At 63.7% G+C, this 20,817-nt stretch carries 18 protein-coding genes and 1 tRNA gene; 9 read left to right on the top strand and 10 right to left on the bottom strand.

Features of this window, described 5'->3' with window-relative positions; genetic code table 11:
* Nucleotides 1-199 precede the first annotated feature (199 nt).
* Nucleotides 200-284: transfer RNA gene (locus tag BA190_RS10605), tRNA-Leu, on the bottom strand.
* 152 nt (nucleotides 285-436) lie between these two features.
* Here BA190_RS10605 and BA190_RS10600 point away from each other — a divergent pair.
* Nucleotides 437-1,000 carry an NUDIX domain-containing protein gene (locus BA190_RS10600; protein WP_068286002.1) on the top strand — a complete coding sequence of 188 codons (564 nt, stop codon included), beginning with the start codon at nucleotides 437-439 and terminating at the stop codon, nucleotides 998-1,000.
* Between the two features lie 184 nt (nucleotides 1,001-1,184).
* Here BA190_RS10600 and trpA read toward each other — a convergent pair whose 3' ends face one another.
* From trpA to BA190_RS10585, 3 genes are all read right to left on the bottom strand, one after another.
* On the bottom strand, nucleotides 1,185-2,030 hold the full coding sequence (trpA, locus tag BA190_RS10595; protein WP_068285998.1) for a tryptophan synthase subunit alpha: 846 nt from the start codon (nucleotides 2,028-2,030) through the stop codon (nucleotides 1,185-1,187).
* 138 nt (nucleotides 2,031-2,168) lie between these two features.
* Nucleotides 2,169-3,386, bottom strand: coding sequence for a tryptophan synthase subunit beta (gene trpB, locus BA190_RS10590; protein WP_068285997.1), 1,218 nt, complete (start codon nucleotides 3,384-3,386; stop codon nucleotides 2,169-2,171).
* Between the two features lie 15 nt (nucleotides 3,387-3,401).
* Nucleotides 3,402-4,055 carry a phosphoribosylanthranilate isomerase gene (locus BA190_RS10585; protein ID WP_068285994.1) on the bottom strand — a complete coding sequence of 218 codons (654 nt, stop codon included), beginning with the start codon at nucleotides 4,053-4,055 and terminating at the stop codon, nucleotides 3,402-3,404.
* Nucleotides 4,056-4,128: 73 nt separating this feature from the next.
* On the opposite strand from BA190_RS10585, the gene BA190_RS10580 reads away from it, so the two are divergent.
* Together BA190_RS10580 and BA190_RS10575 are read left to right on the top strand one after the other, a co-directional pair.
* Nucleotides 4,129-4,596 (top strand): hypothetical protein, encoded by a 468-nt coding sequence (locus BA190_RS10580; RefSeq protein ID WP_068285992.1) that lies wholly within the window; start codon nucleotides 4,129-4,131, stop codon nucleotides 4,594-4,596.
* 188 nt (nucleotides 4,597-4,784) lie between these two features.
* Nucleotides 4,785-5,489 (top strand): M15 family metallopeptidase, encoded by a 705-nt coding sequence (locus BA190_RS10575; protein ID WP_068285990.1) that lies wholly within the window; start codon nucleotides 4,785-4,787, stop codon nucleotides 5,487-5,489.
* Between the two features lie 3 nt (nucleotides 5,490-5,492).
* Here the strand turns inward: BA190_RS10575 and BA190_RS10570 are convergent, their stop codons facing one another.
* The 3 genes from BA190_RS10570 to BA190_RS10560 form a co-directional block, all read right to left on the bottom strand.
* Nucleotides 5,493-6,416 carry an SMP-30/gluconolactonase/LRE family protein gene (locus BA190_RS10570; RefSeq protein WP_068285988.1) on the bottom strand — a complete coding sequence of 308 codons (924 nt, stop codon included), beginning with the start codon at nucleotides 6,414-6,416 and terminating at the stop codon, nucleotides 5,493-5,495.
* 146 nt (nucleotides 6,417-6,562) lie between these two features.
* A complete protein-coding gene (locus BA190_RS10565) occupies nucleotides 6,563-7,657 on the bottom strand; it encodes a polyamine ABC transporter substrate-binding protein (RefSeq protein WP_068285986.1) in 1,095 nt (364 codons plus the stop codon).
* Nucleotides 7,658-7,815: 158 nt separating this feature from the next.
* Nucleotides 7,816-9,159: a glutamine synthetase family protein gene (locus BA190_RS10560; protein ID WP_245314662.1), complete on the bottom strand. Its 1,344-nt coding sequence runs from the start codon at nucleotides 9,157-9,159 to the stop codon at nucleotides 7,816-7,818.
* Nucleotides 9,160-9,281: 122 nt separating this feature from the next.
* Between BA190_RS10560 and BA190_RS10555 the strand changes: the two genes are divergently transcribed.
* Nucleotides 9,282-9,989 carry a GntR family transcriptional regulator gene (locus tag BA190_RS10555; protein ID WP_082979635.1) on the top strand — a complete coding sequence of 236 codons (708 nt, stop codon included), beginning with the start codon at nucleotides 9,282-9,284 and terminating at the stop codon, nucleotides 9,987-9,989.
* 43 nt (nucleotides 9,990-10,032) lie between these two features.
* On the opposite strand, the gene BA190_RS10550 is transcribed toward BA190_RS10555, so the two are convergent.
* Complete coding sequence (locus tag BA190_RS10550) at nucleotides 10,033-11,064, bottom strand: siderophore-interacting protein (protein ID WP_162275084.1); 1,032 nt, start codon at nucleotides 11,062-11,064, stop codon at nucleotides 10,033-10,035.
* Nucleotides 11,065-11,442: 378 nt separating this feature from the next.
* Between BA190_RS10550 and BA190_RS10545 the strand changes: the two genes are divergently transcribed.
* From BA190_RS10545 to BA190_RS10525, 5 genes are all read left to right on the top strand, one after another.
* Nucleotides 11,443-13,773 carry a TonB-dependent hemoglobin/transferrin/lactoferrin family receptor gene (locus BA190_RS10545; protein WP_068285982.1) on the top strand — a complete coding sequence of 777 codons (2,331 nt, stop codon included), beginning with the start codon at nucleotides 11,443-11,445 and terminating at the stop codon, nucleotides 13,771-13,773.
* 9 nt (nucleotides 13,774-13,782) lie between these two features.
* Nucleotides 13,783-14,514, top strand: coding sequence for a hypothetical protein (locus BA190_RS10540; RefSeq protein WP_068285980.1), 732 nt, complete (start codon nucleotides 13,783-13,785; stop codon nucleotides 14,512-14,514).
* A 14-nt stretch (nucleotides 14,515-14,528) separates the two neighbouring features.
* Complete coding sequence (locus tag BA190_RS10535) at nucleotides 14,529-16,223, top strand: ABC transporter ATP-binding protein/permease (RefSeq protein ID WP_068285978.1); 1,695 nt, start codon at nucleotides 14,529-14,531, stop codon at nucleotides 16,221-16,223.
* A gap of 251 nt (nucleotides 16,224-16,474) precedes the next feature.
* A complete protein-coding gene (locus BA190_RS10530) occupies nucleotides 16,475-17,026 on the top strand; it encodes a sterol desaturase family protein (protein WP_068285975.1) in 552 nt (183 codons plus the stop codon).
* Between the two features lie 77 nt (nucleotides 17,027-17,103).
* Entirely contained in the window at nucleotides 17,104-18,957 is a 1,854-nt protein-coding gene (locus tag BA190_RS10525) for an FkbM family methyltransferase (protein ID WP_068285973.1), read from the top strand.
* A 209-nt stretch (nucleotides 18,958-19,166) separates the two neighbouring features.
* Here the strand turns inward: BA190_RS10525 and BA190_RS10520 are convergent, their stop codons facing one another.
* Entirely contained in the window at nucleotides 19,167-19,997 is an 831-nt protein-coding gene (locus BA190_RS10520) for an ABC transporter ATP-binding protein (RefSeq protein ID WP_068285971.1), read from the bottom strand.
* A complete protein-coding gene (locus BA190_RS10515) occupies nucleotides 19,981-20,778 on the bottom strand; it encodes an ABC transporter permease (protein ID WP_068285969.1) in 798 nt (265 codons plus the stop codon). The genes BA190_RS10520 and BA190_RS10515 overlap by 17 nt, the downstream gene beginning before the upstream one ends.
* Nucleotides 20,779-20,817: the final 39 nt, after the last annotated feature.

The raw sequence follows: 20,817 nt of genomic DNA, 5'->3' as shown, positions 1-20,817 counted from the left end.
GGCGATCGAGGCGATGCTGCGGGGCTCCGGCCTGCTGCCGATCCCCCCTGAAGCCCGCGAACGGGCCGAGAGACTGCGCGACGACAGCTGAAAGCCGACGATAGCTGAAGTCCGTGGCGCGGGCTTGGGCGGCGCTCTGCGAAGCCCTGAAATGCAAAAGGCCCGACGGGCCGTTAGCCACGTCGAGCCTTTCGGAAATTGGTGCCCAGAAGAGGACTCGAACCTCCACACCTTGCAGTACACGGACCTGAACCGTGCGCGTCTACCAATTCCGCCATCTGGGCGCGGGGGTCTTCTAGGGGGGCGGAGAGCCGATGTCAACGCCCATTTGCAGTTCTTGCGACAGCTTGATGAAACCGCCGCGAAACCGGCGTTCTGCCTTGCGTTTGACACCTTGCTGGGCTTGTCTGCGCGGAATTCGAATGGAGTGAATGCCTTGGCCGCAGCGATTCTCGACGAGGCCCTGCTTTATGATGGCTGGAACCGCCTGCTGATGGTCAAGGCCCGCACGCCCGGCGGCGCGGTGATTCACCGCAGCGTCGAGGATCACGGTGATGCGGTGACGGTTCTGCCCTTCGACCCCGAGCGCCGGCTGGCCCTGTTGGTGCGCCAGTTGCGTGTGGCGATTCTCAAGGGACATGGCGTGGAGGCCTCCCTGGAAGCGCCGGCCGGCATCCTGGACGAGGACGATCCGGCCGATTGCGCCCGGCGCGAGGCGATGGAGGAGGCGGGGCTGGAACTGAAGGCCCTGGTCCCGCTCGGCGCCGCCTTCGTGATGCCGGGCATCTCGACCGAGAAGATGCACATGTTCCTGGCCGAATATTCGGCGGCGAGCCGCGTGGGCGCCGGCGGCGGCCTGGCGGAGGAGAACGAGGAGATCGAAGTGGTCGAGATCGGGCTGAAGGACCTGGCCGCCATGGCCGACCGCGGCGAGCTTTGCGATCTCAAGACCTACGCGCTGGTGCAGACGCTCCGGCTCAAGCGGCCGGAGCTGTTTTAAAGGATGATCGCGCGGGTCCCATCCCTTCTCCCCTTGCGGGAGAAGGTGGCACGAAGTGCCGGATGACGGGTTTCTCGACATTTCCGAGAGGGCGCGCGACCCCTCATCCCGCTGCCGGGACCTCTAGTCAACTTAAGAGAGTTGACGACACCCGCAAGGGGAGAAAGACATAGGTATGCGGGCCTTACTTCCTGACGCTGCGGGCGCCCTTGGCGATGTCGCTCACCAGCGCCAGCACGGCCGGCACGGTCTTGTCCGTTGCCCGGTTGTCGGCGTCGAGGCTGGTGCGCACCGCTTCCACCAGGGCCGAGCCGACGACCACGCCGTCGGCACCCTCGGCGATGGCCCGGGCGTGCTCGGCGGTCTTGACGCCGAAGCCGACGCAGACCGGCAGGTCGGTATGCTGCTTGATGCGGCCGACGGCACCCGCCACCACGCCGAAATCGGGCGTGGCCGAGCCGGTGATGCCGGTGATCGAGACATAATAGACGAAGCCGGAGGTGTTCTGCAGCACCTTGGGCAGGCGCTTGTCGTCGGTGGTTGGCGTCGCCAGGCGGATGAAGGCGATGCCGGCTTTCAGCGCCGGCAGGCAGAGCTCGTCATCCTCCTCCGGCGGCAGGTCGACCACGATCAGGCCATCGACCCCGGCGGCCTTGGCATCGACCAGGAAGCGCTCGACGCCATAGATGTAGATCGGGTTGAAATAGCCCATCAGGATGATCGGCGTGGCATCGTCGGCCGGGGTCTTGCCATTGCCCTGGCGGAATTCGCGGATGACGCCGAGCGTCTTGGTCAGCGTCATGCCGGACTTGAGGGCGCGCAGGCCCGCGGCCTGGATGGCCGGGCCGTCGGCCATCGGATCGGTGAAGGGCATGCCGAATTCGATGATGTCGGCGCCCGCCTCCGGCAGGCCGGCGAGGATCTTGGCGGAGGTCTCGATATCGGGGTCGCCGGCGGTGACGAAGGTCACCAGGGCGGCGCGCTTTTCGGCGGCCAAAGCGGCGAAGCGGGCGGTGAGGCGGCTGGTCATGGGGTCACAGGCTCGGAGCAAGGGGCGGCAGGATGGGATGGCGTCCTGGGATCGCCGGCATCTTGCCGGCCTCTTCCGTTCCCAGGATTGCAACGTTTCCAAGAGCCGGCAGGATGCCGGCGGTCCCAGGGAAGAACATCACAGCGACGTTCCCAAGATCTCGGCAACCTGCGGTACGTCCTTGTCGCCACGGCCGGAGAGGCTGACCACCATCAGGTGATCCTTTGACCGCTTCGGCGCCAGTTCGGCCACCCTGGCGAGGGCGTGGGCCGATTCGAGCGCGGGAATGATGCCTTCCAGGCGCGACAGCAGCTGGAAGGCGTCCAGAGCCTCCTGGTCCGTCGCGGACAGATAGGTGGCGCGGCCGACCTCGTGCAGCCAGGAATGCTCCGGCCCGATGCCGGGATAGTCCAGGCCCGCGGAGATGGAATGGGCTTCCTCGATCTGGCCGTCGGCATCCATCAACAGATAGGTGCGGTTGCCGTGCAGCACGCCGGGGCGGCCGCCGGCGATCGAGGCCGCATGCAGGCTGGTGAGGCCGTGTCCGGCCGCTTCCACGCCGATGATCTCGACCGAGGGATCGTCGAGGAAGGGATGGAACAGGCCCATGGCGTTGGAGCCGCCGCCGATGCAGGCGATCACGCTGTCGGGCAGGCGCCCTTCGGCCTCCATCATCTGCTCGCGGGTCTCGCGGCCGATGATCGACTGGAAGTCGCGCACCATGCCCGGATAGGGATGGGGCCCGGCCACGGTGCCGATGCAGTAGAAAGTATCGTGCACATTGGTGACCCAATCGCGCAACGCCTCGTTCATAGCGTCCTTGAGCGTCTTGGAGCCGGACTGCACCGGGATGACCTCGGCGCCGAGCATCTTCATGCGGAAGACGTTGGGTGCCTGCCGCTCGACGTCGACGGCGCCCATGTAAACGACGCATTTCAGGCCGAAGCGGGCGCAGAGCGTGGCGGTGGCGACGCCGTGTTGGCCGGCGCCGGTCTCGGCGATGATGCGCGGCTTGCCCATGCGACGCGCCAGCATGATCTGGCCGAGCACGTTGTTGACCTTGTGCGAGCCGGTGTGGTTCAGCTCTTCACGCTTGAGATAGATCTTGGCGCCGCCGAAATGCTCGGTCAGTCTTTCGGCGAAATAGAGCGGCGAGGGCCGGCCGACATAGGTGGAAAGGTGTCCCGCCATCTCCTTGTGGAAGGCCGGGTCTGCCTTGGCTTGCTTGTAGGCCTCCTCCAGCGACAGGATCAGCGGCATCAGCGTCTCGGCGACGAAGCGTCCGCCGAACTGCCCGAAATGACCGCGCTCATCGGGTCCGTTGCGGAAGGAATTGAGCTTGGGGGTGTCGGTCATCGTTGCGGCCTGTTGTCAGCGGGATGACGTGAAAGCAGCGCGTGCTGTCTCCACGAAAGCCCTGATCTTGTCGGGGTTCTTCACGCCGGGCCGGTCTTCGACACCCGACGAGACGTCGACCCCGTCGGGGGTGCTGATGCGGATGGCTTCGGCAACATTGGCGGGATCGAGCCCGCCCGATAGCATGAAGGGCAGGGTGCGGTCGAGATGCTTGAGCAGCGTCCAGTCGAATGTCACGCCATTGCCGCCGGGATGGGCGGCATCCTTCGGGGGCTTGGCGTCGAGCAGCAGCCAGTCGGCCACGCCGCGATAGGCGGCTGCCCCTTCGAGATCAGCGGCGGAGGAGACGCCGATCGCCTTCAGGACCGGCAGGCCGTAGCGGGCCTTGACGGCGGCGACCTGCTCGGGGCTTTCCTTGCCGTGCAATTGCAGGCCGTCGGGGGCGAGGGCGGCGACGATGGCATCCAGCCTGGCGTCGTCGGCATCGACGGAAAGCGCGGTCTTGCGGGCGCGGCCCGCTACCTGCGCGCCCAGCTTCGCCGCCAGGTCATAGCCGATATGGCGGGGCGATTTCTCGAAGAACACGAAGCCGACCATGTCGGCGCCGGCAGCCAGAGCCGCTTCCAGCGTTTCGGGGGTGGAAAGACCGCAGATCTTGATCAATGCCATAATGGCGTCGAGATAGTTGCATCCGGCGCACAATGCCAGTGAAATTAGGACGGAGCAGGGGGAGAGCGTGCGAATGTTGCCGAAGGGGCCGGTTGTTGGTTTGCTCGCCGCGATGGCCGGGCTGATGGTGATGGCAGTGCCCGCCGAGGCGGCGCTCTGCTATGCCCGCGACTATGACGCAGCCCATCTGGTCAAGCATGTCGAGCAGCGCGTGACCCGCATCACCGTTCGCCTCCTGGCCGACAACGGTTCGGGCATCGGTATCGGCCTGTGGTTCCGGGGCGACAAGCGCCAATGGTGGGCGGGCGGCGGCTGCCGCCAGCAGGGAGCCGTCTTCACCTGCACCCTGGACGGTGACGGCGGCAAGCTCACCGCGACGCAGAATGCCAAGGGCATCCGCCTCGACGTTCCCGGCGCAGGCATCCAGGTGGAGCATCCCGATGCGCAGGGCAATGCCAGTTTCCAGGCGGTGGACGGGCCGGAACACCGGGTCTTCCTGCTCTGGCCGGCGCCGGAGGCGGCATGCGAGCCACAGAATTGAGGGCCAACCGCCACCCCTCATCCCCCTGCCGGGACCTTCTCCCACAAGGGGAGAAGGGACCAATAAGCCATAGAACGTTGCATTGGTTGCAGAGCATTTGTTTTGTTCTGCACCCCCAGGATAAATCCCCTTCTCCCCTTGCGGGTGTCGTCAACTCTCTTGAGTTGACTAGAGGTCCCGGCAGGGGGATGAGGGGGGCAGCGCCTTCCTCGCATAGTCTGCTGGCACTCGTCGCAACGATCCTCCTCCCCACCCTCGCCCTCGCCGCCGACCTGCCGCCCGGCTTCGTGCGCCTCGCCGACATCGCGCCCGGCATCCGCCAGGACATGCGCTATGCCGGTTCGCATAATTTCGTCGGCCGTCCTGTCGCCGGCTATGAAAGTCCGGTCTGCTGGCTCAAGCGAGAGGCGGCGCAGGCCCTGGCCGCGACGGCCCGCGACCTCGAGAAGCGCCATTGGCGGCTCGTCGTCTATGATTGCTACCGGCCCAAGCGCGCCGTTGCCGACTTCCTGGCCTGGGCCGGGGATGCCGCGGACCAGCGGACCAAGCCCGAGTTCTATCCCCGCACGCCCAAGTCGAGACTGTTCGCGCTCGGCTATGTCGCCCGCACGTCAAGTCACTCGAAAGGGATCGCAATCGATGTCGGAGCCGAATCGTTGGATGGTGTAGGGGAGCCGAAGCCCCTCGATTTCGGCAGTGGCTTCGATCTGTTCGACGAGACGTCCTGGACCGCGAGCAAGACGGTCCCGGCCGAAGCTGCCGTCAATCGCCGAATCCTGGTTGCTGCCTTCGCCGCCCATGGCCTCGTCAATTATGCGCGGGAATGGTGGCATTTCAGCCTGGCCGGCCCCTTGGGGGCGCCGGCCTATGATGTGGTGATCAGGGAACCCTGAACACTATTTCTTCGGCCGCTTGGCACCCTGGGTGTTCAGATACACCGCGTAGAGCGAGGTGGTGCCGCAGATATAGAGGCGGTTGCGCTTGGGACCGCCGAATTCGACATTGGCGACGACTTCGGGGATGAGCACCTTGCCGAGCAGCGTGCCGTCGGGAGCGTAGCAGATCACGCCTTCGCCGGACGAGGTCCAGACATTGCCGTGGATGTCGACGCGCAGGCCGTCGAACAGGCCGGCCGGCGAGGTGGCGAACACCTTGCCGCCCGAAAGCGCGATGCCGTCCTCGCCCACGTCGAAGACGCGGATGTGGCGCGGGCCGTTCTCGACATGGGTGGCGCCGGTGTCGACGATGTAGAGCCTGGATTCGTCGGGCGAGAAGGCAAGGCCGTTCGGCTTGACGAAATCGGTCGCCACCGCCTGCAGCTTTCCGCCGCGGGCGGGCAGGCGATAGACATAGGAGGCGCCGATTTCGGAGGGGGCCGCATCGCCTTCATATTCGGAATCGATGCCATAGGTCGGGTCGGTGAACCAGATCGAGCCGTCCGACTTCACCACCGCATCATTGGGCGAGTTCAGGCGCTTGCCCTCATATTTGTCGGCCAGGATGGTGCGGCTGCCGTCATGCTCGATGCGGCTGACGCAGCGCCCGCGATGTTCGCAGGCGATCAGGCGTCCCTCGCGGTCGACGGTGTGGCCGTTCTGGTTGCGGCTGTCATGGTCGTAGACCGAGACCGAGCCGTCGGTCTCATCATAGCGCATCAGCCGGTTGTTGGGGATATCCGACCAGATCAGATATTTGCCGGCCGGAAAATAGGCCGGCCCTTCCGCCCAGCGCGTGCCGGTATGGAGCTTGTCGAGCTGCGAATTGCCGAAGATGAGCGCCTTGAAGCGCGAATCGACGACCACGAATTCCTTGGGGAGCATGTCGGTTCCTCGTTCGTTTTGGTTGGCGGCATGGAACGACAATTGCCCGGCAAAATCAATTCATCGGACAAAAGAAAACGGCGCGGAAACCGCGCCGTTCGAGATCCCTCCGGCGTGCCGGAATTCCGGCACGCATCGGTATCGGCTCACTGGCCCGTCTTGACCCGGGTCCAGGTGCGGGTGACCAGCGTCTGTACCTTGGCCGCATAGGGCTGCACGGTATAGGTCTTGGCCAGCATGTCGTCGCTCAGATAGATCTGCGGATTGTCCGTGATCTCCTTGTCGACCAGGGGCTTGGCCGCCAGCACGCCCGAGGCGAACTTGGTGGCATCGGCGTTCTTGGCAGCCACGTCAGGACGGATCATGTAGTTGATGAAGGCGTGGGCCGCATCGACATGCTTGGCGTCCTTGGGAATGGCCATGGTGTCCATCGACATCAGCGTGCCTTCCTGGGGCACGACATAATCGACCTTCACGCCGTTCTTGGCTTCCTCGGCACGCGCCTTAGCCTGATAGGTGTCACCGGCCCAGCCGATGGCCAGGCAGATGTCGCCATTGGCGAGCGCGTTGATATATTCGGACGAGTGGAACTTCTTCACATAGGGACGGACGCCTTCGAGCAGCTTGCCGGCGGCCTCGATGTCCTTCTTGTCGGTCGAGCCCGGCTCCTTGCCGAGATATTTCAGGGCGGCGGTGAGGACGTCCTCGGGGCTGTCGAGGAAATAGACGCCGCAATCCTTGAACTTGGCGAGGTTCTCGGGCTTGAACACCACGTCCCAGCTGTTCAGCGGCTTGTCGCCATAGACGGCCTTGGCCTTGTCGACATTATAGGCGATGCCGGTAGTGAACCAGGTGTAGTCGACGAGATATTCATTGCCGGGATCGTAAACCGCAAGATTTTCCATGATCTTGGGCCACAATTCCTTATAGTTAGACAGTTTGGATTTGTCTATTTTCTGGAATACGCCTGCCTTGATCTGGCGCGATGCAAAGGTCGCAGAGGGGAAGACGACGTCATAGCCGGAATTGCCGGCGAACAATTTGGTTTCCAGCACCTCGTTGGAATCCATGGTGTCATAGACGACCTTGATTCCGGTTTCCTTGGTGAAATCTTCGAGCACGGTCGGGCCAATGTAATCCGACCAGTTATAGACGTTGACGACCTTGTCCTCGGCCATGGCCTGGCCCGCGAGCAACGCCACGGCCGTGGCCGCGAGAGCCAGTTTCTTGAAGGCTGACATCGGGAACACCTCCTCTGGGTGAGCGCCGCGCATTCCCGGACGCGACGCTGTCGTGCGGAAGCTAGAACTCCTGCGAGACCTGCTCAAGCCTTCCGAAGGGTTTTTGATGATGTTTTATATAGCAAGTCCGTTACCGGGCAGGATTGAGTGCTGCGAGACTACAGATAGGTTTCATATTCCAGGCTCGAGATGCGGCGCTCGAACTCGGCGCATTCGAGTTCCTTCATCACCGCATAGACTTCGGCGAAGTGCTCGCCGAAATGCCGACGGGCGAAGTCCGAGGCCCGGAACAGGGCGACGGCCTCCTGCATCGAGCCCGACAGCCTGGGAGCGCCGAGATCGTAGGCATTGCCGATGATCGGCTCGGGGGCCGGCATCTTCTTCTCCATGCCCTCATGCATGGCGGCCAGGATGGCGGCGAGCACGAGATAGGGATTGGCGTCGGCACCGGCGATGCGGTGCTCGATGCGGGTGGCGGCTGGGCTGCCATTGGGGATGCGCACGGCCACCGAGCGGTTGTCATAGCCCCAGGTCAGGGAAACCGGCGCATAGGAGCCCGGCATCAGGCGGCGGAAGCCATTGTAGCTCGACACGAACAGCAGCGCCGTCTCGGGCATATGGGTCAGCATGCCGCCCACGGCATGGCGCAGCGTTTCGTCGCCCGTCTCCGGCTTGGCGAAGACATTGGCCCCTTCTGCATCGAGGAGGCTGGCATGGATGTGCATGCCGGAGCCGGCGGTGTCGAGATAGGGCTTGGGCATGAAGCTGGCGACGAGGCCGTGCTTGCGCGCCACGCCCTGGATCATGCGACGCAGCAGCACGGCGTCGTCGGCGGCCGCCATGGCGTCGTCGCGATGATAGAGATTGATCTCGAACTGGCCGGGGGCGGCCTCCGAAATCACCGAATCCGCCGGCAGGCCCTGGATCTTGGCGGCCTCGCGCATCTCCTGGATCACCGGCGCGAAGGTGTCGAGATCGGAGATCGAATACATGTTCTGGCGGGCGGGGCCGGTGTCGCGGTGGAACACGGTCTTGGGTGTCTCGCCCGGCTTGCCGCCGCCCTGCAGCAAATAGAATTCCAGCTCGAAGGCCACCACCGGCTTGAGGCCGCGGGCGGTGAGCTTGTCAAGCTGGGCCTTGAGGATATGGCGCGGATCGAGCATCCAGGGCCGGCCATCCGGCAGGTACATCGAGATCAGTGCCTGCATGGCAGGCTGGGAGGACCAGGGCACCGGCTTGAGCGTGCCGGGAACCAGGCGGCACAGGCCATCCTTGTCGCCGGTCTCGATGTGGATGCCGGTTTCCTCGACCTCGCGCCCCCAGACGTCCAGGCCGAACATGGATTGCGGCATCGCCACCCCGTCCTTGAGGACCTTGTCGATCGCCGAGCCGGGCAGCCATTTGCCGCGGAGAATGCCGTTGGTGTCGGGAAGCAGCACTTCGATGACGTCGACTTGCGGGGCCGAAGACAAGCCTGCCGCGTCGCCGGCGAGTTTGTTCACGCCGTGCGTTTGGAATCCCATGGTACACCGGGGTTATGAATGCGTCGTGTCTTGACGCATCCTTCATCTGCACTAATTGTGATCACAAATTTGTGCGGTGTCAAATGGAGTCCGTTTTGCCCATGCCGAGTTTGCGCAAGTCGAGTTCGCCCAAGTCCGGTTCGCCCAAGTCGAGCAGCAGCGAGCCCGCCAGCAAACTGGCGCCCGTGCATGACAAGGTCTATGCGGCGATCCGCAGTGGCCTGGTCGGCGGGCAGTTCGTCCCGGGCCGGGCCGTGACCCTGCGGGGGCTGGCCGAGATGCTCGGCGTCAGTCCGATGCCCGTCCGGGCGGCCGTGACGCGATTGGTCGCGGAGGGGGCCCTGACCTTGACCGCGACGCGCCGGGTCAGCGTTCCCGTGATGACGCCGGCCCGCTTCGAGGAACTGGTGCGCGTGCGCATGCTGCTGGAGGGGGAGGCGGCCGAAAGAGCGCTGCCCGCCATCGACGCCGAGCGCCTCGCCGCCATCCGGATGCATGACGACGAGGTCGAGCGCTGCCTCGCCGAGGACGATGCCGAAGGCTATATGCGGGCCAACCACGCCTTCCATTTCGCCATCTACACGGCGGTACCCTCCTCGGTGCTGCTGCCCCTGATCGAGACGCTCTGGCTGCAATTCGGCCCGTTCATGCGTCTCGTCTATGAGGACCTCGACATGAGCGGCCTCGTCGACCAGCATCATCGCGCCATCACCGCCATCGAGCGGGGCGACGCCAGGGGGCTGCGCGATGCCATCGAGGCCGATATCGGCGACGGCATGCGCATCATCGGCAAGATGGCGCTGGGCTGAGGCTTTTTGATCCGAGTTTTCAGCGAAACCGGCGCCACCGCATTCAGTGACCGGGGGCGCCGCGGTGCCAATAGGCAACGGCGCTGACGACGTCCTTGGGAAGCCGCAGGACCTCGCGCCAGTGGTGGCGCAGCCGCTGCGCCGTTTGCGCCTCCGCGCCGAGCCAGCACTGGATACGGCCCTGTTTGGGCGGGGTGATCGCCATGGCGGCTTCGGCCAGCGGGTCGCTCTCGGCGGTGGCGCGCCCCTGGCGCATCAACCATTTCAGATCGATGCCCGCAGGCGGGGCGAGGGGTTGGATTTCGTCGGCGTTTTCCACTTCGATGAGGATGATGCCGCGTGCCGTTGGCGCCATCGTTTCGATGAGGCGGGCAATGGCGGGGATCGCCGTCTCGTCGCCGGCGACCAGATACCAATCGGCTTCCTCCATCTCTCCGCCGCCAGGGCCGAGCATGCCGATGATGTCGCCAATGCTTGCCCGTGCAGCCCAGCCTGAGGCGATGCCCTCTTCGGCATGCAGGACGAAATCGACGTCGATTTCGCCCGCTGCCGCGTCGATGCGGCGGATGGTGTAGAGGCGCTGTGTCGGACGGCGTTCCTCCGGCGGCCAGATACGGCGCCCGTTCCTGGCTGGGCGGGGCCATTCCGGCTTGTCGAGACCGGCGGGCGGGATCAGCAGGCGGATATGGATGCCGTCCCGCGTGAAGCGTTCGAGATCCCGGCCTGCGAGGGTGATGCGGCGGATCAGCGGCGTGACCTGGATGATGCGTTTCACCCGCATCTCGCGAAGGCCGGGGAGGGCGGTAAGATCGCACCCATGTCCGGTCCAGGCCAGATCCGGTTTTTCCGCCTCGGCTGCTTTTTCCAGGCGCAGGCTGAGCATGAACTTCAGCGCCGACAGGCCTTGTTCCGTCCTCGCCTCGGCGCGGATCACCAACTCGTGGGCATCGGCATCGATATGGGCCGTCCCCAATCCTCTGGGCAGATCGACCCGGGCCCCGGCCGGGGTGAAGGCCGTCGTGAATTCGTCCCGTGCAAGGTCATCGCAAAGTAATTTAATGTATTCTGGCCCCATCTTTGTTCTGAAGTGAACTTCGGCTGTCAGGTTGCTCATGGTGGCGAAAACTCACGGATGGATATCGGAAAAATGCGAATTCCACCTAGCGCTTCCAATTAAATGATTCAATATCAATGATTTATAGGAATTCAAAGCGGGGCGGTCATTTGACGCCAGGTGCTGGCCGGTCAGGACGGGAGCTTTCGATAGCCCGTCTCAGGCAATTCTGGCCCCGCGCAGTTTCAACGTATTCTTATTTGAAGTTGCGTGAATGAGAATAATAAAAATTGGCGTAAATTGAAGATTTAAAAATAATATGACAATTCAATATTTGTTCTTGATTTAAATTATTTGCATCGTGTTTATGCGCCCGGGGATTTACTTCGGGGGTTTGGAATGGAGACGAGGATCGTTCTGGCTGTGGGCCTCATTCTTGGGGGCTGCATGTCGGCGGCGCGCGCCGAGGAGCGCAAGCCGCCACAGGGACAGCCGGTCGCGCAGAGCGGCGCGGCTGAGGAGCCGGTGATGCTGGACCCGGTTACCGTCGTGGCAGAGCGGGCCAAACGCCAGCTCCTGGACGTGCCGGCCTCGGTGACGGTGATTTCAGACAAGGAGTTGAAGTCGCACATGGTGCGCGACATCGACGACCTCACCCGCTACGAGCCGGGTATCAATGTCAGCCGCAACAGCTCCAGCACCGATCCCTTCGGCGGCAATGGCGGTTTCACCATTCGAGGCGTGGGGGGCAACCGCATCCAGATGCGCGTCGACGGCTCGCGCATCCTCGACGGCAACACCGACGGCACGCGCGACTTCGTCGACCTGCCCTTCGTCAAATCGGTCGAGATCATTCGAGGGCCGGCCTCGGCGCTCTATGGCACGGATGCTGTCGGCGGCCTGGTCGCCTTTACCACCAAGGATCCTGCCGACGTCATCAAGGAAGGGCGCAATTGGGGGCTGGAGGCGAGTACCAATTTCGACAGCTACAACAAGGCGCTGGTGAACACCGCCCTCGGTGCCTGGCGGGTCTCTCCCAATCTCGAGATCCTGCTGGGTTATTCGATCAAGAAGGCGAACGAGGCCAAGCTCTCGCGCGCCCGGGCCGATGGCGGCCGCTATGGCTGTCCGCGTTGGGTCGAATATGGTGCCATCGATTGCGGCACCTTCAACCCGCTGGACGAACTGGGGCAGAACTTCCTCGCCAAGGTCGTCTGGCGCCCGACCGAATCTCTGGAACTCAAGCTCACCGGCGAGATCTTCGACCGCAACAGGGATGTCGACTCCCTCTACAATCGCGGCCCGACCACGGTGCGCACGCCCACCAATCCCAATCCGCCGTTGCTGCCTTTCATCCATTCCTGGACAGGAAGCCAGGAATTGACGCGCTACCGCATCGCGCTCGACGGCCTGTGGAAGTCAGAATACGCCTTCGCCGACCAGATACGCTGGAACATCACCTGGTCGCCGCAGCGCCGCGAGGTCACCAGCCGCGAACATCGCACCCTCGCCAATGGTAACCAGCAATATCAGGACAACGTCACCGAGTTCGGGCAGCGCTTCCTGCAGGCCGGCCTGCAGATCGATTCATCCTTCAAGCTCGGGCGCAGCGACCACAAGGTGGTCTGGGGCTTCGACGGTGAATATGGCTACACCGACTATGTCCGCAATCGCACCACCCGCGTGTTCACCCCGGGCGGCGTGCCGGTCTCCAACTCCACCGTCGTGCCCTACACCTGGAACTTCGCCGATTCCAACACCAAGAGGCTCGACGCCTTCGTGCAGGACGAAATCAGCCTGCTGGACGGCAAGCTGCTGATCACGCCGGCGCTGCGCTATTCCTGGAACCAGATTACGCCCAAGCCCAAGTCCGACTATCGGCCGGTGCCCGGCTATGTGCTCAGGCAGCGCGAGGAATCGGCGCTGACCAAGAAGCTCGGCATCATCTACAAGCTCAATGAGACCTATTCGGTGTACGGCCTCTATGCCGAGGGCTTCCGCATGCCCAATGCCGAGGAGCTCTATACCGGCTCCTCCTCGGGCCAGCCGGACAACAATCTCGTGCCGGCGCCCAATCTGAAGCCCGAGCGGGTCCGCTCCTTCGAGGCGGGGCTGCGCGGGCGCCACGGCTGGGGCTATTTCTCCCTGTCGGCCTTCCATGCAGACTATACCAACTTCATCCAGAATTTCGTGGAGATCCCGGCCAGTTCGGGTTCGGGGGTCGACTATACCTGGGCCAATCGCGCCAAGGTCCGGTTGACCGGCATCGAAGGCTCCGCCGAAGTGCAATGGGCCGAAAACTGGGGTTCGAGCTTCAGCCTTACCTATCAGCACGGCAACCAGAAGACGACGCGCGACGCGCCGTGGACCCCGTTCAATGGCGCCAGCCCCCTCACGGCCGTCGCCAGCCTGCGCTGGACCAAGCCGGAGCACGGGCTGGAAGTCGAGATGATCGGCACCTTTGCCTCCAAGGTCAGCCGCACCAGCGCTCCCAACCTCTTCAAGCCCGGCGGCTATGCCGTGTTCGATATCCTTGGAAGCTGGAAACCGAGCGAGAACATCACGCTGCGGGCTGGCATCCTCAACATAGCCGATACGCGCTATTTCCGCTGGCCGATGCCCACGACCTACAGCCAGACGGCAAGCTCGAGCGTCGCCTTCTCCAATCCGCTCGAATTGCAGACGGCCGCCGGCCGCACCTTCAAGCTCGGCGCCAACATCACCTTCTGAGGACCTCCCATGAACCAGCAACGACATCAGCGCGAACGCTTGTTGCATCATGCTGCCGACGTCCTGGAAACGGCAGGGCGCCTGGGGCGGGTGATGCTCACCACCAGTCATGACGGCGCCACCCATGAACGCATCGGTGCCGTCGATCGGGTCGAACGCTCCGGCCTCAAGGTGCGGTTGGCGGGCCTAGCCCATGATGCCGACATCGATACGACGACACTCGGCGCCGTCATCCTCGACCGCACCGGCCGCATGAAGGACAAGGCACTGCCGCGCCTCGACTTCCATGGCAGGGACGGGGCGGTGCTGTTCAGCCTGGTCGGCCTCGACGGGCTCGACCCCTTCGAGGCCGGTCTCGCCGAACTGCGCGGCATGGCGGCCGAGGCGGCCGACCCTGTCATACCGGTGACGCGGACGGACGTGCCGGAAGACGATCCGGGTTCGATTCCCTTCGAGGTGGCCCGCTGCGCCGCTGTGCCTGTTGCCATCGAATTGCGCCGCGACGGACTCAGGCAGGCCTGGTCCGGCAACATCGAGACGGTCAAGCCGGCCATGGGCTTCATCAATGTCATGCAGCCCGATTTTCACCTGCATCTGCGTGCCGGCGCGGTCGGGCGTTGGCGAATGCGGGTCGACAGGGCCGGGTCGGATGGGGTCGAATTGCTGGCCGAGAATGTGCGGGGCGAGTTGATCGGGCTGGTGGTGCGCGGTCCGGCTGCCGTCCTTGCGCGCCGCGATTGAACGAAAGGCTGGTCATGCCACGGATTTTCAGCCAGGCGTGGCGATTGTTGCGCCTGTGCGTCGCCGGCCCGGGGGGCCGCACGGGCCTTGCCTTGCTTGCCGTGGTTCTCGGCCTCAATCTGGGCAGCGTCTATATCAGCCTGCGGCTGATCGACTGGAATGCCCAGTTCTACGGTGCCCTCGAAAAACGGGACGCTGCCGCGGCCGTCAACCAGATCGGCGTGTTCGGCCTGCTGATCGCCATCAATGCGGCGGTCTATCTGTCGGCGGTCTATCTGCGCAAGAGCGTGCAGATCCGCTGGCGTCACGCGTTGACCTCGGCTGCGCTCGACCGTTGGCTCGACGGCGGGACGCATGTGCGGCTTCGCCAGACCAATGCCGCACCCGACAATCCCGACCAGCGTATCGCCGAGGACTGCCGCCTCTTCGTCGACAAGTTCACCGAGGAGGGGCTGGAGGTCGTCACCAGCATCGTGGGACTGGTATCCTATGTCGCCCTGCTGTGGTCCCTGTCCTCCTTTCCGCTGGCCTTCACCCTGTTCGGCATGGCGGTGGAGATCCCGCGCTATATGGTGTGGGCCGCCCCGGTCTATGTGCTGATCTCCAGCGGGCTCACCCATTGGCTCGGCGGTCCGCTGCTGGCGCTCAATGCGCAGCAGCAAAGCCGGGAGGCCGATTTCCGCTTCGCGCTCGCACGCCTGCGCGAATCCTCCGACGCTGTGGCGCTGATGGCGGGCGAGCCTGCCGAAAGGCGCATGCTGGACGCCCGCTTCGGCGCCATCATGCGCAATTGGCGGGCGTTGATGAATCGCGATCTCATTTTGGGATGTTTCACCAGGCCCTATCACAGCACGGTGCTGCGCATCCCGATGTTTCTCGCCTTGCCCGCCTATCTTGCCGGGCATGTCGCGCTGGGCGGGCTGATGAAGCTGGCTTCGGCCTTCCAGAACGTGGTCACCACCCTGTCCTGGTTCATCTTCTCCTATCGCAACCTGGCCGAACTCGCCGCAGCCATACGCCGTCTCGACGGCTTCCTCGCTGCCTTGGCGCCGGCCCCCGAGAGCGAAGGCGTCCAGGCCGGCAGGAGCGGGCTCGATCACCTCTCAGTCCAGGGACTCGCCCTGGCCACGCCCGATGGGCGCGCCCTCAACATCCTGGCGGATATGAGATTGGAGCGGGGCGAGAATGCCTGGCTGACCGGCGCGTCGGGCATCGGCAAGAGCACGCTGATCAAGGCGATGGCCGGCCTCTGGCCGCATGGCGAGGGCAGGGTGGCCCTGCCGGCCGGCAAGCGGATCGCCTTCCTGCCGCAAGCGGTCTATCTGCCGCTGGCGGATCTGCGGACCGTCCTGGCCTATCCGCAGGATCCGGCGGCGCTGTCCCGGCAAGCCTATGTCGAGGTCCTCAGGCTGGTCGGCCTCGAACACCGGCTGCAGGAACTCGACGAGGAGGCGCCGCCGCTCGGCCTCTCCGGCGGCGAGCAGCAGCGCCTGGCGCTTGCCCGGCTGGTGCTGGCGCAGCCGGACTGGGCCGTGCTGGACGAACCGACAAGTGCCCTCGACGGCGGTGCCGAGGTTCAATTGTTCTCGGCGCTGCGGGCGGCCCTGCCGCATACGAGCTTCATCGTGGTGGCGCATCGCGAACCAGCCGGCCTGGGGCCGATGCGGCGGATCGAACTGGAGCCCTGCAGGCTGGAGGCCGCGTCATAGACGGCATGATTTTTGCCTTGGAGTTCTGCTGGAGTGTCCTTGCGATTCGCCCGTATCGGCAAGAATCGCAAGGACGCATCGAAATTGAGAGTTGGAGCAAAGGGCGTTCAACCCTGAACTCTTTTTTGCTCTCGGCGATCGACGGTGTGAAGGGCGAAGCGCGCTGCTAGGACGCAGCATTCTGTCCTCAAACTGTCGCAATCGCGGAGAAATATGCTCCAGCTTCCAAAGTGCATCGAACGGTGAAGCGCATGCGTTTGAACAAAATTCTCTATTTTGGCGATTTTGTACTCTGCCCTGCTGCGGCCTTCGGCCTGCTACTCTTGACTCTTCTGCAGCATGACGCCACTGCCGTCGGCATCTGGGCGATGGCTTTCGTGCTGGGCTGCATCGGCTGGACTTTCGTGGAATATGCGGTGCATCGCTGGGTCTACCACGCGGTTCCCTTCTTCGACCGCATGCACGATGCCCATCACCAGGAGCCCAACGGCATGATCGGCGCGCCGTCCTTCCTGAGTGTCGGCTTGATCTTCCTGGTGTTCTACGTGCCGCTCTATTTCGCCAATCATGCCTTTGCCGGCGGCTTCACCAGCGGCATCCTGCTCGGTTATGTCGCCTATATGCTGGTGCACCACGCCTCGCATCACTGGCAGTCGAAGCCGGGCAGCCTGCTCTATCGCCTGCGTCTGGCCCACATGGTGCATCATTATCGCGGCGAAGAAGGCAATTACGGCGTGGTCACCTCTTTCTGGGACCACATCTTCTCCACCTATGTCGAACCTCAACGGCGGCGGGCATCCTGATCGAGCAGACGATTGGTTCGATGTCCCTCATTCGGGCATTGATCGTGCGTGCGCCCGTCGCGTAGGGTCGGGACATCATGCCCGATCTCGTCCACGATATTGTCCGCTACCAGAACAAACGCGGTGGCGCCCACCGAGCCGGTACCCTCACGACCGGACCGCTCGAGCGTATGGAGTATTACCTGAGGGACCATTTCAAGGGACGGCCCCTGCGCTCCGTCGAGACGGGGTGCGGCGCCTCCACGATCCTGTTCTCGCATTACGCACAAGAGCACACCGCCTATTGTTACGACGACAAGGCCGAGGAGAATTCGAGCGTCAATTTCGCCCTGGGGTTCCCGGGACTGAAAAACAATGTGAATTGGGTCTTCGGGCCGACGCAGCGCACGATTTTTGCGAACCCGCTCAAGCATGACGTCGACATCGTCCTGATCGATGGCCCCCATGGTTATCCGTTTCCGGAGCTGGAGTATTTCGCCTTTTACGAGCGCCTCAAGGCGGGCGGCATCCTGATCGTCGACGACATCCACATCCCCACGATCAACAATCTCTATCGCTTCCTGATGCAGGACGATGGCTTCCACCCGCACGGTATCACGGGCGCGACGGCCTATTTCCAACGCAGCGATCGCCCCGCCTTCAACATGGAAGGCGATGATTGGTGGCTGCAGCGCTACAACGTGCAAAAATTCCCCGCGCGTCGATTCGATCGCATCGAGGAAAATTTCAAGCTCCCTGTTGGAATCGACTTCCAGGGCAAGCTCAATGAACCCCCGCCTCTATTGGCACGCGGCTTTTCTCTTCAGAACGGGCGGCCCGTGACGGAGGGCTACACGTCGCTGGTCCAGCTGAAGCTCGGACTGAAGGCGCCGACGAAACTGACTTTTGATGTCGAGTTGACCCCGGCCGGCGTAGCCGAGCGGCGCAATCGCCTGTCGGACCGCCCCGGCTTCAGCGTGATCGTCGATGGCCAGGAGATCGGTTCCTATGATTTCGAGGGCGCGGGCAGGCGTCGAATACGCTTTGAGGCGCAAACCCGCGGCAGCGAGGTCGTCGATCTCGAATTCCGCCACCGCGGCCTCCTATCGGGCAACGCTCTACCCGATTGGGAGAAGTCGGAATCCTTCGACAACCGCTATCCCAATTTCTGGCTCGATTCGATCGCTGTCGCTTCGGACGACAGGCCCGATGCCAGGCCCAATCGCATCAGTCGTGTCGACGGCAGCGTGATGTCGTTCGACTACCGGGCCGAGCGCGTGAGCTTCCTCGTCAATGACGAGGCGGATTCGGTGCAGGCCTTTCATGCCAGCGGGCAATTCTACGAAGCCGAAGAGCTGGAGCGCATTCGAGCGCATCTTCCCGCCAAGGCCACTATCCTCGATGTCGGCGCGCATCTCGGCAATCACACGGTCTTCCTGGGCAAATTCGCCGATGCCCGCATGATCGTGCCGATCGAGCCGCAACCGGGTGCCGCGGCATGCCTGCGCATCAATTGCGCCTTGAACAGTCTGACCAATGTCGACTTCTCCTTCCTCGGGACCGCCCTGAGCGACCAGGCCGGCGTCGGGCAGACCTTCACCTACAGCAAGCACAATACGGGCGGCACGGTGATCCGTCAGGCCGAGGAAGGCGCGGTGCAGATCGCCAAGGGGGACGACCTCTTCGCCGGGCACAGCTTCGATTTCATCAAGATCGATGTCGAGGGCATGGAGCTGAAGGTGCTGGGGGGGCTTGCGGCCACCATAGAACGCTGTCGCCCGCTTCTCTTCGTCGAGGTCACCGAGGCCAACGAGACCCGGTTCCGCCGTCTCGTCCGGGACTGGAACTATGCGATCACCTGGTCTGGCCAGACTTATCCCAAGCTCACCAATTTTCTGCTCGAACCCGGCAAGCCGGCCAAACCAGGCAGGCGGTGGTTCTGGCGGTCATAGAGCAATGCGGTTCACTTCAGCATCTTTGAATGTGCGCGACCCTTGTCATTGCCGGGCTTGACCCGGCAATCCAGCCTTTCGGCCCGTCGTGTGGGGGCTTCTGGATAGCCGGGTCAAGCCCGGCTATGACAAATCGGAGCCTTCCTTCCTGACCACATCGCATCGGAATTCTAAGGGCCGCTTTTACCTCATGTTCCCCGGCACTCCCGTCAGGTCATGAAGGCGAAGCGGTTGGGGTCGTCGGCTTCCTCCGCCAGGGCCTTGCGATAGTCGGCGATGACGGCAGGCGTCTGGCCGTCGGCCCTGAGGCGGCCACGGTCGATCCAGATCGTGCGCTCGCACAATTCCGCGACCTGGTCGAGGTCGTGGGAGACGAACAGGATGGTGCCGCGCTGGCGGAAGGCACGGATCAGGGTGCGGCAGCGCTCGCGAAAGGCATCGTCGCCCACGGCGAGGGCTTCGTCGACGATCAGCACGTCGCCGTCGGCATGGGCGCAGATGGCGAAGGCGAGGCGGGCGCCCATGCCGCTGGAATAGAGCTTCACCGGCTGCTCGAAGAAATCGCCAAGGCCGCAGAGTTCCTGGATGGCAGGCAGCCTTGCGGTGACCTGGGCGCGCTTGAGGCCGAGAATGGCACCCGACAGATAGCAGTTCTCGCGCCCGGTGAGCTCGTAGTCGAAGGCCGCGCCCAGCGCCAGCACCGGGGCGATGCGCCCCTTGACGGTGAGGGAGCCGATGGTGGGCGCGGTAATGCCGCACAGGATCTGCAGGAGGGTCGACTTGCCCGAGCCGTTGCGCCCGACAATGCCGACCGCGGCGCCCTTCGGGATGGCGAAACCGATCTCCTTGAGCGCCCAATATTCGTCGTAATAGCGCTTCTTGCCGCCGAACAGCACCTGCTTCACCTGGTCGATCGGGTGCTTGTAGAATTGGTAGGCCTTGCCGAGATCGCGGCATTCGACTGCGAGGTCCTGAGGGACGTCTTGAACGAGACCTTGGACAGGATTTGGGGCGAGCGTCTGTTCAGATGATGTCGACAAGGATCGTCTTCTTTCGCATGAACAGGGTCTGGCCGGCATAGAATACCGCAAGCGAGGCGGCGAGGCAGGTCAGATAGAGCAGGCCATCCGGCCAGGCGCCGCGCAGGATGGCGGTGCGCATCATCTCGATGATGCCGGTGAGGGGATTGAGATAGGCAAGCCAGCGCCAGCCTTCCGGCACCTGGCTCGCCTCATAGAACACCGGGGTGGCGAACATCGCCACCGGAATGATCGAGATGATCAAATGGTTGAGGTCGCTGGTCAGGGCGCCGATGGTCGAGAGGATCCAGACGATGCCGAGCAGGACGAGGCCTAGCGGCAGCAGGATGAAGGGCAGCGCCAGCCAGGACCAGTGGATCGACTGCTCGATCAGGACCTGCCCGGTAAGCAGCACGCCGAGCGCGATCAGCATGTAGACGCCCCCGCGCGCCACCGCGATCCAGGCCAGGATCTGCGGCGGGAAGATCGAGCGGCGGATGATGTGCTTGTGCTCGGCCAGCAGAAGTGGCGCGCGATAGGCGATCTCGGCGAAGTAATTGAAGACGACCAGGCCTACGAAGATCGAGAAGGCATAGCCGAAGCGCCCGCCGCTGTCCTGGGAGACGCCGACCTTGAGTGCACCGGAAAAGACCAGCGTGTAGATCGACAGCATCACCAGGGGCGCCAGCACGGCCCAGGCCCAGCCGAACACCGAGCCGCGAAAGCGTACCTGCAGTTCGCGGGTCAGGATGGCGCGAAACAGTTCGCGCTGGCGCCAGATATCGGCAAAGGGCTGCAGCAAGACGAAATTCCAGGTAGTCGAGGCTTCTTCAGCCCCTTC

The sequence above is a fragment of the Labrys sp. WJW genome (genome assembly GCF_001676615.1).
Taxonomy (GTDB): Bacteria; Pseudomonadota; Alphaproteobacteria; order Rhizobiales; family Labraceae; genus Labrys; species Labrys sedimenti.
This window is presented reverse-complemented; position numbering and strand designations above follow the sequence as displayed.

Excerpts from the sequence above, each read along its gene's own strand:
- trpA (WP_068285998.1), bottom strand. The coding sequence starts at position 2,030 with ATGACCAGCCGCCTCACCGCCCGCTTCGCCGCTTTGGCCGCCGAAAAG.
- trpB (WP_068285997.1), bottom strand. The coding sequence starts at position 3,386 with ATGACCGACACCCCCAAGCTCAATTCCTTCCGCAACGGACCCGATGAG.
- BA190_RS10585 (WP_068285994.1), bottom strand. The coding sequence starts at position 4,055 with ATGGCATTGATCAAGATCTGCGGTCTTTCCACCCCCGAAACGCTGGAA.
- BA190_RS10580 (WP_068285992.1), top strand. The coding sequence starts at position 4,129 with ATGTTGCCGAAGGGGCCGGTTGTTGGTTTGCTCGCCGCGATGGCCGGG.
- BA190_RS10575 (WP_068285990.1), top strand. The coding sequence starts at position 4,785 with ATGAGGGGGGCAGCGCCTTCCTCGCATAGTCTGCTGGCACTCGTCGCA.
- BA190_RS10570 (WP_068285988.1), bottom strand. The coding sequence starts at position 6,416 with ATGCTCCCCAAGGAATTCGTGGTCGTCGATTCGCGCTTCAAGGCGCTC.
- BA190_RS10565 (WP_068285986.1), bottom strand. The coding sequence starts at position 7,657 with ATGTCAGCCTTCAAGAAACTGGCTCTCGCGGCCACGGCCGTGGCGTTG.
- BA190_RS10555 (WP_082979635.1), top strand. The coding sequence starts at position 9,282 with ATGCCGAGTTTGCGCAAGTCGAGTTCGCCCAAGTCCGGTTCGCCCAAG.
- BA190_RS10550 (WP_162275084.1), bottom strand. The coding sequence starts at position 11,064 with ATGGGGCCAGAATACATTAAATTACTTTGCGATGACCTTGCACGGGAC.
- BA190_RS10545 (WP_068285982.1), top strand. The coding sequence starts at position 11,443 with ATGGAGACGAGGATCGTTCTGGCTGTGGGCCTCATTCTTGGGGGCTGC.
- BA190_RS10540 (WP_068285980.1), top strand. The coding sequence starts at position 13,783 with ATGAACCAGCAACGACATCAGCGCGAACGCTTGTTGCATCATGCTGCC.
- BA190_RS10535 (WP_068285978.1), top strand. The coding sequence starts at position 14,529 with ATGCCACGGATTTTCAGCCAGGCGTGGCGATTGTTGCGCCTGTGCGTC.
- BA190_RS10530 (WP_068285975.1), top strand. The coding sequence starts at position 16,475 with ATGCGTTTGAACAAAATTCTCTATTTTGGCGATTTTGTACTCTGCCCT.
- BA190_RS10525 (WP_068285973.1), top strand. The coding sequence starts at position 17,104 with ATGCCCGATCTCGTCCACGATATTGTCCGCTACCAGAACAAACGCGGT.